Genomic DNA, 17,945 nt, shown 5'->3' on the forward strand with positions numbered 1-17,945 from the left:
ACATGACCGATTTCACGATGGAAAAAGGCGCCGACGGCGTCGCGGTGATCACCTGGGACGTGCCGGGCAAGTCGATGAACGTGCTGTCGATGGACGGCGCGACCGCCCTGAACGGGCTGATCGACGACGCGCTGGCCGACGATGCCGTCAAGGGCATCGTCATCACCAGCGGCAAGAAGGATTTCGCCGCCGGGATGGACCTGAAGGTCATCGCGGGGATGAAGGACGCGAATGGCGCACAGGGCGTATTCGACGGCGTGATGACGCTGCACCACCTGCTGCGCAAGATCGAACTGGCGGGCATGGACCCCAAGACCAAGAAGGGCGGCAAGCCGATCGCCAGCGCACTGCCCGGCACCGCGCTTGGCATCGGGCTGGAACTGCCGCTGGCGACGCATCGCATCTTTGCGGCCGACAATGCCAAGGCCAAGATCGGCCTGCCCGAGATCATGGTCGGCATCTTTCCCGGTGCCGGCGGCACCACCCGCCTGACGCGCAAGCTGGGCGCGATGATGGCGGCACCCTTCCTGCTGGAGGGCAAGCTGTCGGACCCGAAGAAGGCGAAATCGGCCGGGCTGATCGACGAGGTCGTCGAAGATCCGCTGGCCGCCGCCAGGGCCTGGGTGCTGGAAGCCAAGGAGGCCGACCTGGTCAAGCCGTGGGATGCCAAGGGCTACAAGATGCCGGGCGGAGAGCCGTTCCACCCGGCGGGTTTCATGACCTTCGTGGGCGCCTCCGCGATGGTGCATGGGAAGACGATGGGCGTCTATCCGGCGGCCAAGGCGCTGCTGTCGGCGGTCTATGAGGGGTCGATGGTGCCGTTTGACCAGGCGCTGAAGATCGAGGCGCGCTGGTTCACCAACGTACTGATGAACCCCAGCAGCACCGCGATGATCCGCAGCCTGTTCATCAACAAGGAAGCCCTTGAGAAGGGCGCGAACCGTCCCGATGCACCGGACCAGACCGTGCGCAAGGTCGGCATCCTGGGCGCGGGCATGATGGGCGCGGGCATCGCCTATGTCAGCGCCATGGCCGGGATCGAGGTCGTGCTGATCGACGCGGCGCAAGACAGCGCCGACCGCGGCAAGGCCTATTCCACGGGCCTTCTGGACAAGGCCATCAGCCGCAAGAAGGCGACCGAGGAGAAGAAGGCCCAGGTGCTGGACCGCATCACCGCCACCACCGATTACGCCGCCCTGCAGGGCTGCGATCTGATCGTCGAGGCGGTCTTCGAGGACCCGTCGGTCAAGGCCGAGGTGACGAAGAAGGCCGAGGCCGTGATCCCGCATGACGCGATCTTTGCCACCAACACCTCGACCCTGCCGATCAGCGACCTGGCGAAGGCCAGCATGCGGCCCGAACAGTTCATCGGCATCCACTTCTTCAGCCCGGTCGACAAGATGCTGCTGGTCGAGATCATCAAGGGCAAGGAAACCGGTCCCGTGGCGGTCGCCAAGGCGCTGGATTTCGTGCGCCAGATCCGCAAGACCCCCATCGTCGTGAACGACGAGCGGTTCTTCTATGCCAACCGCTGCATCATCCCCTATATCAACGAGGGCATCCGCATGGTGGCCGAGGGCGTGAACCCCACGCTGGTGGAAAACGCCGCCAAGATGATGGGCATGCCCCTGGGTCCGCTGCAGCTGGTCGACGAGACCTCGATCGACCTGGGCGTCAAGATCGCCAAGGCGACCAAGGCCGCGATGGGCGATGCCTATCCCGACGGCGCGGTCGACGATGTCCTGTTCTGGATGGCCGATCAGGGCCGGATGGGCCGAAAGGGCGGCGCGGGCTTCTATGCCTATGAGGATGGCAAGCGGCAGGGCCTGTGGGAGGGTCTGGACGCGCAATACCCGCGCAGCCCCGACCAGCCCGCGCTGGACGACATCCAGCACCGCCTGATGTTCGCCCAGAGCCTGGAGGCCGTACGCGCGCTGGAGGATGGCGTGCTGGAGGATATCCGTGAAGGCGACGTGGGCGCCATTCTGGGCTGGGGCTTTGCGCCCTGGTCGGGGGGGCCCTTCGGCTGGCTGGACATCCTGGGCGCCGACCGCGCGGTACAGATCTGCGACCGGCTGGAGGCGCAGCACGGTCCGCGCTTCAAGGCGCCGCAGATGCTGCGCCAGATGGCGGAAGCAGGCGACAGCTTCTATGACCGCTTTGGTTCGGGCAAGAAGGCCGCCTGATCAGGCCCATCCGTCTGATCCGACTTTGGGGGCGCGCGGTCATCCGCGACCCCCTTTTCGTCCTTTACGGCGCGCATGACGCGAAACTTTCCCCGTGCTATGCCGTTGAAGTGCAGCGATTCCGCCATATGCTGCTGTGCAGAAACGGCGTGACCACCGGATCGCCGACAAGGGGACATTCTGATGACCGACGACACCCGCCGCCGCGCCGAAGCGACCCAGAAAGAGATCGAGACCCTGACCTCGGATCTGCCTGCGCAACCGGCCGAGGCCCCCGTCGCACTGGCCGAAGCCGACGAAGCCACCGCGCAGGCGATCCGCAGCCGCATGGCCGAGATCGATCTGGGCGACAGCGGGTCGATCCTGCGGTTCGGGACCCGCGCCCAATCGGGGCTGCAGCAGATCAGCCAGCAGATGCTTGCCGACGTCAAGACCAAGGAGGCTGGTCCCGCGGGCGACAGCCTGCGCGAGGTGGTCACCACCATCCGCGGCTTTTCAACGTCGGAACTGGATGTCCGCCGCACCCGCAGCTGGTGGGAAAAGCTGCTGGGCCGGTCGGCCCCCTTTGCCAAATTCGTCGCCAATTACGAGAACGTCCAGACCCAGATCGACCGCATCTCGGCCGAGCTGGAGGCGCATGAACAGACCCTGCTGAAGGACATCAAGTCGCTGGATCTGCTCTATGACCGGACGCTGACCTTCTATGACGAACTGGCGCTTTATATCGCGGCAGGGACCGAAAAGCTGCACGAACTGGACCATGACGTCATCCCCGCCAAGGAGGCCGAGGTCGCCGCCAAGCCCGAGCCCGACCAGGTGATCGAGGCGCAGGAGCTGCGCGACCTGCGCGCGCTGCGCGACGATCTGGAACGCCGGGTCCACGACCTGAAGCTGACCCGCCAGGTGACGATGCAGTCCCTGCCCTCGATCCGGCTGGTGCAGGAAAACGACAAGTCGCTGGTGACCAAGATCAACTCGACCCTGGTGAACACGGTGCCCCTGTGGGAAACCCAGCTGGCGCAGGCCGTGACCATCCAGCGCAGCGCCGAGGCCGCCCGCGCGGTGCGCGAGGCCAGCGACCTGACCAACGAATTGCTGACCCGCAATGCCGACAACCTGCGTCAGGCCAATGCCACCATCCGCGCCGAGACCGAGCGCGGCGTCTTTGACATCGAATCCGTCAAGACCGCCAACGCCCAGCTGATCGCCACCATCGAGGACAGCCTGCGCATCGCCGATGAGGGCCGCGCCCGCCGTGCCGCCGCCGAAAGCGACCTGACCCAGATGGAGGCCGAACTGCGCGACACGCTGGCCGCCGCGTCCGCGCCGCGCCTGAACAAGACCGCACCGGCAGGGGGGCGTCGATGATCCGTCCTGCATTGTCCCGCGCCTCTGGCGCCCTTCTGGCGGCGGTGCTGGCGCTGGCGGCCTGTGGCGATGGGCAGACGCCGCCTGCCCCCCCGACATCCGACCGCCCCGATCCGCGCCCGGTGGTGCAGGATGATGCGGCCCCGACCCAGGCCGAATTGCGCAAGGCGCGTGCCGAACGCAACCGCGCCGCCAATGCCGTCCCGACCTCGGCCAGCGCCGCCAGCCAGACGCAGCGCGACTACTATGCCGCCATGCAGCGCCGCCTGATCGCGCAGGGCAAGCTGCGTCGCGATCGCGTGCCGCAGGATGCCCCCATCACCGCCGAAACGCTGACCCGCGATTTCATGGCCATCGCGCTGCGCGACGAATACAGCCGCAGCGGCGATGCGCTGGTGTCGCAATCGCGCACCGCGCCCCTGCGCCGTTGGGTGCAGCCGGTTCGGTTGCAGCTGGAATTCGGCCCCTCGACCCCCGTCGCGGAACGCGCCGCGTGGCGGTCCGAGGTGGCGGGTTTCGGCAACCGCCTGTCCGGCGCGACCGGTCATCCCATCGCCCTGACCGGCAGCGGCGGCAATTTCGCGGTGCTGATCGTGTCCGAGGATGAACGGCGGGACATCGGACCCCGCCTGTCGGAACTGGTCCCCGGCATCCCGTCCCAGGATGCGGCCATGCTGGCCAACCTGCCCCCCGCCATCAGCTGCACGGTCTTCGCCTATTCCAAGGGCAGCGCCAGCGAATATGCCCATGCCGTCGCCGTGATCCGCGCCGAGCTGCCGGACCTGCTGCGGTCATCGTGCATCCACGAGGAAATCGCCCAGGGCATGGGCCTGGCCAATGACAGCCCCGTCGCACGCCCCTCGATCTTCAACGACGACGAGGAATTCGCCCTGCTGACCCGCCATGACGAATTGCTGCTGCAGATCCTCTATGATCCGCGCCTGCGCCCCGGCATGACCGAAGCGCAGGCCGCGCCCCTCATCCGCCAGATCGCCTCCGAACTGCTGGGCGAGGCCGCCTGAACCGGCCGGCACCACAAAGGGAACATGACCATGTCCATCTTCGACATCCTCGGCGGCGAATTCATCGACATCATCGAATGGACCGCGGACAGCCGCGACACGATGGTCTGGCGCTTCGACACGGTCGGCCATGCCATCAAATACGGCGCCAAGCTGACCGTCCGCGAAGGTCAGGCGGCGGTCTTTGTCCATGAAGGGCAGCTGGCCGATGTCTTTGGGCCGGGGCTTTATCTGCTGGAGACGAACAACCTGCCGATCCTGACGCGGCTTCAGCATTGGGATCACGGCCTTCGCAGCCCCTTCAAGTCGGAAATCTATTTCGTCAACAAGACCCGCTTCAACGACCTGAAATGGGGCACGCGCAACCCGATCATCGCCCGCGATCCGGAATTCGGCCCCGTGCGCCTGCGCGCCTTCGGCACCTATTCGATGCGCGTGACGGACCCCGCGCGCTTCATGTCGGAAATCGTCGGCACCGACGGCGATTTCACCAAGGACGAGATCACCCTGCAGATCCGCAACGTGATCGTGCAGGAATTTTCCCGCGCCATCGCGGCCGCCAACATTCCCGTTCTGGACATGGCCGCCAATACCGGTCAGCTGGCCACGCTGGTCGCCAAGGCCATCGCCCCCGTGATCGAGACCTATGGCCTGACCCTGCCCGAATTCTATATCGAAAACATCAGCCTGCCCTCCGAGGTCGAGGCGATGCTGGACAAGCGCACCTCGATGGGGATCGTCGGCGACCTGGACCGCTTCGGCCAATATGCAGCATCCGAGGCGATGATGAACACCGCCCAGAACCAAAGCGGCGCAGGGGCCGGGTTCGGTGCCGCGATGGGGGCGGCAATGGGCATGGCGCGCAGCGGTCCTTGGGGCGCGGCCCCCCAGCCCGCCCCCGCGGCACCGCCGCCCCTGCCCGGTCGCGCCGTGGAAACCGTCTGGCACGTGGCCATCGGCGGTCAGGCGCAGGGCCCGTTCGGGCGCGGTCACTTGGGCCGTATGGTCGCCGATGGCAGCTTTGCCCGCGACACGCTGGTCTGGACGCCCGGTCAGGACGGCTGGCTGCCCGCCGAGGATGTGTCGGAACTGGCGCAGCTGTTCACCATGATGCCCCCGCCCCTGCCGGGCTGAGCGCATGGCCGAAATGGAACACCGCTTTCCCTGCGCGCAATGCGGGGCCAGCCTGCGCTTTCAGCCGGGCCAGCAGGTGCTGGTCTGCGATTATTGCGGCCATCGGCAGGATATCGGGCCCGGCCCGTCCCGCGCGCCGGGCCGCCAGCCGTCGAAGGACGCGACCCTGCAATGGGACGCCGGCCACAAGGCCCCCCAGCTGGTGGAAATTCCGCTGGACAAGGGCCTGCATCTGGATGCGGGTTCCGCCGACATCACCCAGACGGTGCGCACGCTGTCCTGTCCCAATTGCGGCGCACGGGTCGATCTGGACGACGACCACCATGCCAGCCGCTGTCCCTTCTGCGCGACGCCCGTGGTCACCGATACCGGCGCGACCCGCCGGATCAAGCCGCAAGGCGTCCTGCCCTTCGTCCTGACCGAGGTTCAGGCTCGCGATGCGATGAAGGACTGGCTGAGCAGCCTGTGGTTCGCGCCGTCGGGGCTGACGGCCTATGCGCGCAAGGACCGGCGGTTGACGGGGATCTATTCGCCCTTCTGGACCTTCGACGCCCGCAGCCGCAGCCGCTATCGTGGTCAGCGCGGCGATACCTATTACGAAACCGTCTATGTCACCCAGCAGGTCAATGGCCGCAACCAGCGCGTGGCGCGGCAGGTCCCCAAAATCCGCTGGCGGCCCGTATCGGGTCAGGTCGCGCGGGATTTCAACGATGTGTTGGTGCCCGCCTCGACCGCGTTGCCCGCCGCGATGACGCAGGCGCTGATGCCGTGGGATCTGGCGCAGCTGGCCGATTACCGCCCCGCCTTCCTGTCGGGCTTCGAGGCCGAGGGCTATACCACCCCCCTCGCCCAGGGCCATCAGGCAGCGCGCGGGCAGATGGCGCAGGTCATCGCATCGGATGCGCGCCGCGACATCGGGGGCGATCATCAGCGCATCGACGCGATCGACAGCGATTTCAGCGCGGAAACCTTCAAGCATGTCCTGCTGCCCATCTGGACGGCGGCCTATCGCTATAACGGCAAAAGCTATCGTTTCGTGGTGAACGGCCAGTCGGGACGCGTCACGGGTGAACGCCCATGGTCCGTCTGGAAAATCGCCGCCGCCGCTTTCGTCGCGCTGGTAGCGTTAGCAGTTTTCATGTATCTGGCCAATTCAGGACAGGTCTGAAAGGGGCACGCCATGATTTTGTGCGCAGGTGAATCGCTGATCGACATGGTGCCGGAAGACGGCGCGTTCCGGCCCCTGGCCGGGGGCGCGGTCTATAACACCGCGATCGCGCTTGGCCGCTTGGGTCAGGACACGGGCTATCTGTGGCCGATCAGCCGCGACCCCTTTGGTGACGTCATCATGCGCCCCTTGGCCGAGGCCGGGGTGAACATCGACCTCTGCCCGCGCACCGACCGCCTGACCACGCTGGCCCTGGTGACCCTGACCAACGGAGAGGCGCTCTATTCCTTCTATGACGAAGGATCGGCGGGTCGGATGCTGACCAGCGACGACATCGCCCCCCTGCCCGCCAGCGTCTCGGCGCTGTTCGCAGGCGGCATCAGCCTTGTCCCCGACCCCTGCGGCGCCGCCATCGAAGGACTGATCGCCCAGCATCACGACCGCCTGCCGGTGATGATCGATCCCAACATCCGTCCCTTCTTCATCACCGATCCCGACAGCTATCGCGCGCGGCTGGACCGGATGCTGCCGATGGCCGATATCGTCAAGCTGTCCTCGGATGATCTGGAATGGCTCTATCCCGGCCTCGACCCCGAAGACGCCGCCCGCAAGGTGCTGGCCACCGGCCCCCGGATGGTCCTGCAAACCGGCGGAGAAGCCGGCGCCAAGGCCATCTGGAACGGCCCGACCGTCAGCGCCCCGGCCGTCCGCACCACCGTTGCCGATACGATCGGTGCAGGCGACACGTTCAATGCGGGCGTTATGGCCAGCTTTGACCGTCAGGGTATCCTGACCAAGGACGGCATCGCCACGGTCACCGCCGATCAGATCCACGCGGCGCTGACGCTCGGCGCCAAAGCCGCCGCCATCACGGTGTCGCGCCCCGGCGCAAACCCACCTTGGGCGCGGGAAATGTCCGCCTGAACATATTGCTGATCAAGGGGAGGGTCCGGGAGGGGCGCTGCCCCGCCCGGAGGGGGGTGCGGGGGGCTGGCCCCCCGCCTGCGTCGCGGGACGCAATTGCCGTCAGTCGGCCGGGTGCCATCCACCCGAACGCGGCTGATCGGGCTCGTCATCCTCGTCCGGCTCGGCGGCCGTGCCGTTGAACGCCTCGAAGGCGCCCTTCTGGCGGGCCGTCCAGCGCAGGTGCAGGCGCAGCCCGTCCTCGCCGGTTTCCTCGCGTTCGACCACGCCCGCCTCGTGCAGCCATGCCCGGCTGCGTCCGTCTGCAAAGTCCATAACCACCTGATCTTCCATGCGATGTTCGTCCAGAACCTGGCCAAGGCGGTGGTCAATGGCCGCGACCAGATCCTCCAGCCCCTCGCCCGACAGGGCGCTGACGGCCTGTACGCCCTCGGTCCGGGCATCGGTGCGGCGCAGGGCCGCGCGGGTATCCGCGCCAAGCGCGTCGATCTTGTTCCAGACCTCGATCGCCGCCACGTCGTCATCGACCCCCAGACTGTCCAGGATCTCGGCCACGTCATTGGCCTGCTCCTCGGTCTCGGGGTGGCTGATGTCGCGGACATGCAGGATCAGGTCGGCTTCCAGAACCTCCTCCAGTGTGGCGCGGAAGGCCGCGACCAGCTCGGTCGGCAGGTCGCTGATGAAGCCCACCGTGTCCGACAGGATGATCTTGCGTCCCGAACTGCCGCCCGCGGCATCCGGCAGGCGGATGGCGCGCATGGTCGGGTCCAGCGTCGCGAACAGCATGTCCTTGGCAAAGACGTCCGCCCCGGTCATCCGGTTGAACAGCGTCGACTTGCCGGCGTTGGTGTAACCCACCAGCGCCACGATCGGATAGGGCACCTTGGCCCGCGCGGCACGGTGCAGTGTGCGGGTCTTGACCACACGTTCCAGCTGACGGCGCAGGCGCGTCATCTGTTCGTCGATGGCCCGACGGTCCGCCTCGATCTGGGTTTCGCCGGGACCGCCGACAAAGCCGAGGCCGCCGCGCTGGCGTTCCAGGTGTGTCCAGGCCCGCACAAGCCGCGTGCGCTGATAGGACAGCGCGGCCAGTTCGACCTGCAACACGCCTTCCCGCGTCCGGGCGCGGTCGGCAAAGATTTCCAGGATCAGCCCGGTCCGGTCCAGAAGCTTGACGCCCCATTCCTTTTCCAGGTTGCGCTGCTGAACCGGGGTCACCGGTCCGTCGACCAGGACCAGTTCGGCCTCGGCCTGTTCCAGGCGCTCGCCGATCTCGGCCAGCTTGCCCTTTCCGAACAGTTTGCCGGGGTTGGGTTCGCGCAGGTTCGCCACCTCTTGACCCACCAGTTCGATCCCCGGCAAGGCATGGGCAAGCGCCACGGCCTCGGCCAGGGAGTGTTCCGGTTCGCGCCGCTGCGTGCGGGCGCGTCCAAGATCCGGGTGGATGACGTAAGCGCGGGTCGGTTTAATTTCGGTAGATGTCAGTTCCGCCAATCAATCCTCGCCTTCATACAGGCTTATGGGCTGGCCCGGCATGATCGTGCTGATCGCATGCTTGTAGACCAGCTGCGATTGCCCGTCACGACGCAGCAATACGCAGAAGTTATCGAACCAGGTGATGACGCCTTGCAGTTTGACGCCGTTGATCAGGAATATGGTGACCGGCACCTTCGCTTTGCGGACATGGTTCAGGAATGCGTCCTGCAGGTTCTGCTTGTCGCCAGCCATTTCTTATTCCGTTTTTCACTGTTCCCCGTCCTCACAACATCTAAGGAGTTGCCCCAGACCATGCAAGCACGCGCCAATCCGCCACGTCACAGGACCAACATTTAGGCAACACCCGCCCTCAGCGGCGCCAGAATTCCGGGGAAAACAGCGCCAGGACGGCCAGGGTCTCGATCCGGCCCAAGATCATCGCGAAGGCCAGGACGATCTTGGTGAAGACGGGCAGGCCCGACCACCCCTCCCACGGGGCGGATGCGATGCCGGCGCTGGCCTCGAAGGCGGGGGTCAGGGGGATGGCGCCCGCCAGGGGGCCGGTATTCGTCAGCGCCGCGATCGACAGGATGGTCGCCGTCTCGAATTCGATGGCGTGGATCGACACCAAGGTGACCACGGCGGCGATGGACATGGCGAACAGCATGAAGAAGATGAAGGCCAGATAGGCCCCCTCGCGCCGCAGCCGCCGCGCGATGCGCCCGCCCCCCGACACCGAGCTGGGATGGACAATCCGTTCCATTTCCCTTTCGCCGTGACGCGCCAGGGCATAGACGCGCAGCAGCTTGACGCCCCCGGCCGTGGTGGCGATGCCGCCGCCCATCATCGCCAGCCCCGCCAGGATCAGCCCCGGCGCGCTCAGCCCCGACCAGGCGCGCGCGCCCTGCCAGTCGACCGAATTCCACCCCGTCGTCGTCAGATAGCTGAGCGCGTTGAACATCACCCCCCACAGCGCCGACAGCCCGTTGACCAGATCGGCCAGCATCAGGGGCATCTTGGGGCCGGCGCCGGCCGCGTCGATCGCGCCCAGGAAATGGCGCAGGAACAGCACCGCGCTGACCAGGATCACCATCGCGGCGGCCATCTGCAATTCGGGGTCCTCGCGCAGGGTCTCGGTCGCGCGCAGCTCTCCGCCACCGGGCCAGAAGCGGCGCGACAGGGCGGGGATCAGGAAGACGAAGATCAGCATTTCGCCGGCCACGCCGGACATCTCTCCGGTCTGGCCGATGACGGGGGATATGCCCGATGTGGACAGCGTGCCCATCGCGCGGGTCAGCGCCAGAAAGGAAGGGTCGCCCAGCAGCAGCAGCCCGATCCACAGGGCCAGCGTCAGCACCAGATAGACCGGCCCGACCTGCTTGGCCGCCCGGATCAGCCGCACGCCGGGGTCCGCGGTGCGGCTGTCATGGCGGGGGTCCGACAGATGCGACACCGGCTGGCGCGGATCGGCCGAACGGGGCAATTGCTGGACATATTCGTCGCGGCCATAGGGGCTGGACATGATCTCGAACCCGCCGACGCGCAGGGGGGCCAGGATCGCCACCGCCGAGATCAGCACGAAGAACCCGCCCATCCAGCCCACCAGCGACCGCCACAGATGCAGCGGCGCCGGCAGCAGGTCCGCCGAATAGAGCGAGGCCCCCGTCGTCGTCAGCGACGACACCATTTCCCACCAGGCGTTGAAGAAGCCGGTATCGGGCAGGCTTTCGGCAAAGGGCAGCGCCATCAGGATCGGCAGCAGCCCGAAGACTCCCAGCATCGTCAGCAGCGTCTCGCGCGATCTTTGCGGGCGGGGGTTGGCATGGGTGGCCAGACCGATCAGCCCGCAGAAGATCAGGATGAACAGCGCGGCATAAAAGAAGGTGCGCGCGATCACCTCGTCATTGGTGACGGATGCGAAGGATGCCGGGATCAGCATCGTCAGCGCGACGATCCCGCTGAGCAGGACCAGAAGCGGCAGGCGCTGAAGGATGCGGATCATCGCGCGCCCCTAGAAGAAGTCGATCGAGACTTGCAGCAGGCGCTCGACCTCGTGGACATCCTTGGTCAGCGCGAAGATCAGGACGATGTCGCCTTCCTCGATGCGGGTGTCGGCCAGAGGCTTGATGACCTTGTCGCCCTTGCGCACCGCGCCCAGCAACGCGCCTTCGGGGAATTCGATGTCGCGGATGGCGCGGCCCGACATGGGGCTGGTGGACAGGACCTGCGCCTCCATCACCTCGGCCTCGGCATCGCCGATGGAATAGATGTCGCGCACCCGCCCGTGGCGGATATGGCGCAGGATCGTGGACACGGTCGTGGCGCGCGGGTTGATATAGGCGTCGATGTCCAGTGCGCCCATCAGCGGCACCAGCGTCGGGTCGTTGATCAGCGCGATGGCCATCTTGGCCCCCGCCTGCTTGGCGCGCACGGATGCCAGGATGTTCGTCTTGTCGTCATCGGTCACGGCCAGCACGGCATCGGCCTGCGGCACGCCGGCCTCGTCCAGCAGTTCGGCCGACAAGCCGTCGCCGTTCAGCACGATGGTGCGTTCCAGCCGGTCGGCGGCGAATTCGGCGCGGGCGCGGTCGCGTTCGATCAGCTTGGCGCGGATGCGATCGGCGCGGTTTTCCAGCGTCTGCGCCACGGCAAGGCCAACATTGCCCGCCCCGATGATGGTGACGCGTTCCTGCTTCTGCGGCGGCTTGCCAAAGATATCCAGCGTGCGCGGCACGTCATCGACATGGCTGAAGACATAGATCTGGTCGCCCGCGAACAACTGGTCGCCCGCCTCGGGGGCGAAAAGACGCCCGTCGCGGCGCACGCCCGCCACGATGGCGCGCAGGCTGGAAAACAGTTCCGTCAGCTGCCGCAATGGCGTGTTCAGCGCCGGGCAGTCGGGTTCCAGGTCGATCCCCAGCATGTGGATCTTGCCGTCCATGAAGGTCTCGACATCGAAAGTCGAGGGCGCCGACAGCCGCTGCAGGGCGGCCAGCGCGACCTCGCGTTCGGGGCTGATGACCACGTCGATGGGCAGGTGTTCGGTGCGGTACAGATCGGAATAGATCGCGTCCAGATAGGCCCCCGACCGCAGGCGCGCGATCTTGCGCGGCACCTGGAACACGGAATGGGCCACCTGGCAGGTGACCATGTTCACCTCGTCGGAATGGGTGGCGGCGATGATCAGGTCGGCGTCGCGCGCGCCTGCCCGGTCCAGGACGTCGGGATGGCTGGCGAAGCCGGTGACGCCCTGCACGTCCAGCGCGTCGGTGGCGCGGCGGATCAGTTCGGGGTTGTTGTCGATGACCGTGACGTCGTTGCGTTCCCCCGACAGGTGGCGCGCAATCTGCCAGCCGACCTGCCCGGCCCCGCAAATGATGATCTTCATCCACAGCCCTCTTGCCGTCCGCGCCCCACCTTGGGACGCCGTCCATGCCTATGCCGGGGCGCGGTGACGCGCAAGCGCCCCGCACCCGTCACCAGCGCGTCACTTGCCCATCACCATGTCCTCGTCGCTGCGCATGCCGCCCACGACGCCCAGGGATTTCAGCTTGCGATGCAGGGCGCTGCGCTCCATGCCCACGAATTGCGCGGTGCGGCTGATATTGCCGCCGAAGCGGTTGATCTGGGCGACCAGGTATTCGCGTTCGAACATCTCGCGCGCCTCGCGCAGGGCCATGGCGGTGACCTGCGGGCCAAGGCTCAGCGCCTCGGCATTGTCGGGTGTCGCGCCCTGCGGTTCCAGTTCCGAGGGCTGGATCGGCCCCGTCTCCTCGGCCAGGATCAGCACGCGCTCGATCACGTTGCGCAGCTGGCGGATGTTGCCCGGCCAGCGCATCGATTGCAGCGCCGCGACCGTGTCCTCGGGCAGCTCGCGCGGGGGCAGGCCTTGGGTCTTGTGGAAATGCTGGATGAAATGTTCCGCCAGCAGCGCGATGTCGTCGCGCCGGTCGGCCAGCGAAGGCACCGCCAGCGGCACCACGTTCAGCCGGTCGAACAGCTCCTGCCGGAAACGCCCCGCCGCGATTTCAGCCACCAGGTCGCGGTTCGTCGATGACAGCACCCGCAGGTCCACCCGGACCCGGTCCGCCCCCCCGGCGCGCACGAATTGCTGTTCGGTCAGCACGCGCAGGATCTTGGGCTGGGTGCCGAGCGGCATGTCGCCCACCTCGTCGAAATAGATGATGCCGCCATGCGCCTGTTCCAGCAGGCCCGGCTCGATGCCCCGTTCGGGGGTCTCGCGGCCGAACAGCACCTCCTCCATCCGCTCGGGCTCGATCGTGGCGCAGGGAACGGTGATGAAGGGCGCAGAGGCGCGCGGGCTGTGGGCATGGATATAGCGCGCGGCCATTTCCTTGCCGGTGCCGGGTTCCCCCGCCAGCATCACCCGCCCGTTCGACCGCGCGACCTTGTCCAGCCCGTCGCGCAGGCGCTTGAAGGCGACCGAATGGCCCAGCATCTCGGTGGCCTTGTCGCCGCCGCGCCGCAACGTGCTGTTTTCACGGCGCAACCGGCTGGTTTCCATGGCGCGGTTGATGACCACCATCAGCTGGTCGATGTTGAAGGGCTTTTCGATGAAGTCATAGGCCCCCTGCTTGATGGCCGCGACCGCGATCTCGATATTGCCGTGGCCGGAAATGATGATCACCGGCACGTCGGGGTTGTTGCGCTTGACCTGCTTCAGGATGTCGATGCCGTCCATGCGGCTGTCCTTCAGCCAGATGTCCAGGATCATCAGCGAAGGTTCGCGTTCGTTCAGCGCCGCCACCGCATCGTCGGAATTGGCCGCCAGCCGGGTCTCGAACCCCTCGTCCTTCAGGATGTCCGCGATCAGCTCGCGGATGTCCCGTTCGTCATCGACGATCAGAATATCGCTCATAGTGTCGCCTCGTCTTTTTCTTGTCTGCTCTTGCGTTGGGGCGAGCGCACGGAATGCCTTGCCCTTGGCAGCCGGATCTCGGCCATGGCGCCCGGCCTGTCGGGCGCGTCCGTCAGGGACAGGCTGCCGCCATGTTCCTCGACGATCTTCTTGACGATGGGCAGGCCAAGGCCGGTGCCCTGGCTTTTCATCGTGACATAGGGTTCGAACAGCCGCGACCGGTCGGCCGGAAGACCGGGCCCGTTATCGGTGATGCGGATGCAGACCAGTTCGGGCGCCACCTCCATCGTGACGCAGATGCGCGGCTGGATGTCCGGTTCGGCGGCCACCCGTTCCTCGACCGCCTCGCCCGCGTTCTTCAGCAGGTTGGTCAGCGCCTGACGCAGCATGCCGCCGTCGCAATCCACGATGACGGGTTCCGCAGGAATATCGACGATCAGCGCGTCGTTCAGCGCGTCCTGTTGCAACAGGACCACGTCGCGCAGCAGGGCCGCCATGTCGGTTTCGGCGCGGTCGGGTTCGGGCATGCGGGCAAAGCGGCTGAATTCGTCGACGATCCGGCGCAGGTCGCCCGTCTGGCGGATGATCACGTCGGTATATTGTTCCAGCGCGGCGCGTTCGGATTCGGGCGCCAGCGGGCCGAACTTGCGGCGCAGGCGTTCGGCCGACAGCTGGATCGGCGTTAGCGGGTTCTTGATCTCATGCGCGACACGGCGGGCGACGTCGCCCCAGGCGGCCATGCGCTGCGCGCTGACCAGTTCGGTCACGTCGTCGAAGGCCACCACGAAACCCTCCAGCGCGCCATCGGCATTGCGGCGCACGGCCATGCGCACCAGCAGGCTTTCGGCGCGGCCCTCGCGGATGATGCGGACCTCGTCCTGGATGGTTTCCGCGACCGATCCCGACAGGCGTTCGAACAGCGGCGCGAATTCCGGCACCACCCGCGACAGCAGCGCGTCGATGTCGCCCTTGGCATCCAGCCCCAGCAACCGGCTGGCGGATCTGTTGACGAAATCGATCTCTCCGGCCGCGTCCAGCCCGATCACCCCCGACGTGACCGAGGTCAGCACGTTGTCGAACAGACGCCGCTGTTCGTCGCTGACGCGATAGCTCTCGATCAGCTCCTCGCGCTGCATCTTCAGCTGGCGGGTCATGCGGTTGAAGGATTGGCCCAGGGTCTGGATCTCGTCTCCGGTCTTGGGTTCGGGGATCTGCAGGTCCAGATTGCCCTGCCCGACCTGCTCACTCGCCCGCGCCAACAGCCCGATGGGGCGCGACAACCGGCTGGCGAACCACAGGCCCAGCCAGATCGCCGCCGCCACCAGCAACAGCGCAAAGCCCAGATAGACCAGCGAAAATTCCAGCAGCACCTGGGACCGCATCTCCTCCAGCTGGCGGTAGTCGCCGACCGTGGCGCGGGTGTCGTCCAGCAGCCCCAGCAGGCTGCCATCCACGTCGCGCGTGACGTAAAGATAGCGGTCGGCCAGCGGGGGCAGCGCGACAAGGGCGCGGAATTCGTCGTTGCCCCAATCCTCGATCAGGGTCAGGCCCTGGGTCTGGGCCAGGTCCAGCTGGTCGCTGGTCGGCGCCTCGTACCAGAAGAGATAGCTGCGTTCGCCGCGGGCGCGGATCTCTGCGTTGCCATTGATGATATAGGCCTCGCGCAGGCCGCGCTGGATCAGGCCCTGCCCCTGCGCCAGCAGCTGGCGCATCTCTCCGTCCTCGATCAGGGGATTGGCGCGACCGGCCTGGGTCAGGACATTGGCCAAAGCGCGCGCATCCTGCGACAGGTCGCGGCGGTGTTCGGCCTGATAGGCTTCGGCCGCGGCCTGGGACGTGGTGACGACCTGCTGCACCCGGTCGGAAAACCAGCCTTCCAGCCCGATATTGACCAGGAAACCGGCGAACAGCGCGACCAGAACCGTCGGCACCAGCGCCAGCCCGCCAAAGATCATCACCAGTCGCCCATGCAGCTTGGAGGCCGGGCCTGCACGCCGGCGCGCGGCGATCAGGCGCGCCATGCGGGCCACGATGAAGCCGATCAGCACCAGCAGGAAGACCAGGTCGGCCAACAGCACCAGCCGCAGCGTTTCCCCCTGCATGCCCCGCCCGAAAGGCCCCATGACCGCGAATGTGGCAGCGGCCAGCACCACGCCCGAAAGCACGATGCCCCAGGTCAGAAACCCGCGCCATTGTCGCGGCATACGGATACGGGCCAACCTGTCCCAGCTGAGCCCTGTCACCAGGCCTGTCATAACCCCCACTCGCCGTCTGCGCGGCTTTCATTGGCGGGCAGCGCGTGACCTTGTCGCTGCGCCCTGTGGCGGTTTTACATCAGTTTGCGGCGTCGTGTCACCTCGATATTCAGCTCGGTCAGTTTCTTGCGCAGCGTGTTGCGGTTGATGCCCAGCAGATCGGCGCAGCGCAGCTGGTTGCCCCCCGTCGCATCCAGCGCCACCTGCAGCAGCGGACGCTCCACCTCGCGCAGGATGCGGTCATAGAGCCCCGGAGGCGGCAGCGCGTCCCCGTGCAGGTCGAAATACCGCTGCAGATGCGCCTCGACCGAATCCGACAGGCGCGAATTGCCCGGCGCGACCGGCGCGGTGCTGGCGGGTTCGGCGGTGATGGTGCTGGCCATGCTGACCGGCGCGACCGCCGAGGAGCGGCTGCCCGTCTGCTGGGACAGGGCCTCGCGCATTTCCGAGGCGCTGATCATCGCGCCGCTGGCCGTCAGGGCCAGGCGGCGCATCATATTTTCCAGCTCGCGCACGTTGCCGGGGAAGGGATGGGCGCGCAGCAGGGCCGCGGCATCATCGGCCAGATCGCGTTCGGGCAGGCCCTGGGCCGCCGCGCGGGCCAGCAGATGCGCGGCCAGCGGCAGGATGTCGTCCACGCGCGCGCGCAGCGGCGGCACGCTGACCGTCACCCCCGCCAGGCGGTAATACAGGTCCGACCGCAGCCGTCCGTTGCTGACATCGGCCTGCGGGTCGGGACCGGTGGTGGTGACGATGCGCGGGGCGCTGGCGCGGTCGGGCCCCGATTCCAGCACCTCGATCATGCCGATCAGGCGGGCCTGCGCGGCGGGATCGAAGCCCGCGGGGTTCTCGATGATGATGGTGCCGCCGCGCGCCTTGTCGGCGGCGCGGTTGATCGCATCCTCGCCCGCATCCGAGGATGTCAGGATCGCCAGCCCCCGGTCGCGCCGGTCCGACAGGTCGTGGAAGGACCGCGCGATGGTGGTCTTGCCCACCCCCGCCTCGCCGGCGATGATCACCGGCAGATCGGCGTTCAGCACCCGCGCCACCATGCGGAACAGGGCCTGCATGCTGGGCGCATGCCCGATCAGCGGCATGGCGGGATCGGCGGCCTCGCGCGGGACCGGCAGGGCCTCGGGGACGGGGTCGGACTTGCGCGGGCGGCGGGACAGGGCCTGGTTGGCCTTGCCCATCAGGTCCGGCAGGTCAAAGGGCTTGGGCAGGTATTCGAAGGCATCCGCCTCGGTCGCGCGGATCGCCGTCACGATGGTGTTCTGCGCCGAGATCACGATGACCGGCAGGTCGGGGCGCGCCTCGCGGATGGCGGGGATGCGGTCGATGCCGTTGCCGTCGGGCATCATCACGTCGGTGATGACCAGGTCGCCGCGCCCCTCCTCGACCCATTTGGACAGCTGCGCCAGGCTGCCGGTCGCATGGACGCGGCATCCCGCGCGCGTCAGCGCCTGCGTCAGCACCGTGCGGATGGTGCGGTCGTCATCGGCGATCAGAACGGTTCCGTCCATGGTGTCAGGT

General features: G+C 67.1%; 13 protein-coding genes. 6 read left to right on the forward strand and 7 right to left on the reverse strand.

Translation table 11 applies throughout. The features are described from left to right. Nucleotides 1-2: 2 nt before the first annotated feature. The 6 genes from IE00_RS02375 (at nt 3) to IE00_RS02400 (ending at nt 7,802) form a co-directional block, all read left to right on the forward strand. A complete protein-coding gene (locus tag IE00_RS02375; protein WP_072295430.1) occupies nt 3-2,186 on the forward strand; it encodes a 3-hydroxyacyl-CoA dehydrogenase NAD-binding domain-containing protein in 2,184 nt (727 codons plus the stop codon). Nucleotides 2,187-2,369: 183 nt separating this feature from the next. Further along, nucleotides 2,370-3,554, forward strand: coding sequence for a toxic anion resistance protein (locus IE00_RS02380; RefSeq protein ID WP_072295431.1), 1,185 nt, complete (start codon nt 2,370-2,372; stop codon nt 3,552-3,554). Continuing rightward, a complete protein-coding gene (locus tag IE00_RS02385) occupies nt 3,551-4,576 on the forward strand; it encodes a DUF2927 domain-containing protein (protein WP_072295432.1) in 1,026 nt (341 codons plus the stop codon). Before IE00_RS02380 ends, IE00_RS02385 begins: the two co-directional genes overlap by 4 nt. Nucleotides 4,577-4,606: 30 nt before the next feature. Then, the gene (locus tag IE00_RS02390) at nt 4,607-5,710 is read left to right on the forward strand and encodes an SPFH domain-containing protein (RefSeq protein WP_072295651.1); all 1,104 of its coding nucleotides are present in this window, start codon (nt 4,607-4,609) and stop codon (nt 5,708-5,710) included. Nucleotides 5,711-5,714: 4 nt separating this feature from the next. Beyond that, a complete protein-coding gene (locus IE00_RS02395) occupies nt 5,715-6,878 on the forward strand; it encodes a zinc ribbon domain-containing protein (RefSeq protein ID WP_072295433.1) in 1,164 nt (387 codons plus the stop codon). Between the two features lie 12 nt (nt 6,879-6,890). After that, a complete protein-coding gene (locus IE00_RS02400; RefSeq protein ID WP_072295434.1) occupies nt 6,891-7,802 on the forward strand; it encodes a carbohydrate kinase in 912 nt (303 codons plus the stop codon). A 102-nt stretch (nt 7,803-7,904) separates the two neighbouring features. On the opposite strand, the gene hflX is transcribed toward IE00_RS02400, so the two are convergent. The 7 genes from hflX to IE00_RS02435 form a co-directional block, all read right to left on the reverse strand. Beyond that, nucleotides 7,905-9,296 (reverse strand): GTPase HflX, encoded by a 1,392-nt coding sequence (gene hflX / locus IE00_RS02405; protein WP_083553981.1) that lies wholly within the window; start codon nt 9,294-9,296, stop codon nt 7,905-7,907. Further along, the gene (hfq, locus tag IE00_RS02410) at nt 9,297-9,530 is read right to left on the reverse strand and encodes an RNA chaperone Hfq (RefSeq protein ID WP_020949330.1); all 234 of its coding nucleotides are present in this window, start codon (nt 9,528-9,530) and stop codon (nt 9,297-9,299) included. Between the two features lie 118 nt (nt 9,531-9,648). After that, nucleotides 9,649-11,280, reverse strand: coding sequence for a TrkH family potassium uptake protein (locus tag IE00_RS02415; protein ID WP_240493770.1), 1,632 nt, complete (start codon nt 11,278-11,280; stop codon nt 9,649-9,651). A 9-nt stretch (nt 11,281-11,289) separates the two neighbouring features. After that, nucleotides 11,290-12,666: a Trk system potassium transporter TrkA gene (trkA, locus tag IE00_RS02420; RefSeq protein WP_072295435.1), complete on the reverse strand. Its 1,377-nt coding sequence runs from the start codon at nt 12,664-12,666 to the stop codon at nt 11,290-11,292. Between the two features lie 99 nt (nt 12,667-12,765). Then, complete coding sequence (locus tag IE00_RS02425; RefSeq protein ID WP_072295436.1) at nt 12,766-14,157, reverse strand: sigma-54 dependent transcriptional regulator; 1,392 nt, start codon at nt 14,155-14,157, stop codon at nt 12,766-12,768. Further along, on the reverse strand, nt 14,154-16,412 hold the full coding sequence (locus IE00_RS02430; protein ID WP_072295437.1) for a PAS domain-containing sensor histidine kinase: 2,259 nt from the start codon (nt 16,410-16,412) through the stop codon (nt 14,154-14,156). The genes IE00_RS02425 and IE00_RS02430 overlap by 4 nt, the downstream gene beginning before the upstream one ends. Before the next feature lie 74 nt (nt 16,413-16,486). Continuing rightward, nucleotides 16,487-17,935, reverse strand: coding sequence for a sigma-54 dependent transcriptional regulator (locus IE00_RS02435; RefSeq protein ID WP_072295438.1), 1,449 nt, complete (start codon nt 17,933-17,935; stop codon nt 16,487-16,489). Between the last annotated feature and the right edge of the window lie 10 nt (nt 17,936-17,945).

Origin of the sequence: Paracoccus sp. SM22M-07 (assembly GCF_001887735.1) — a bacterium.
Lineage (GTDB): Bacteria > Pseudomonadota > Alphaproteobacteria > Rhodobacterales > Rhodobacteraceae > Paracoccus.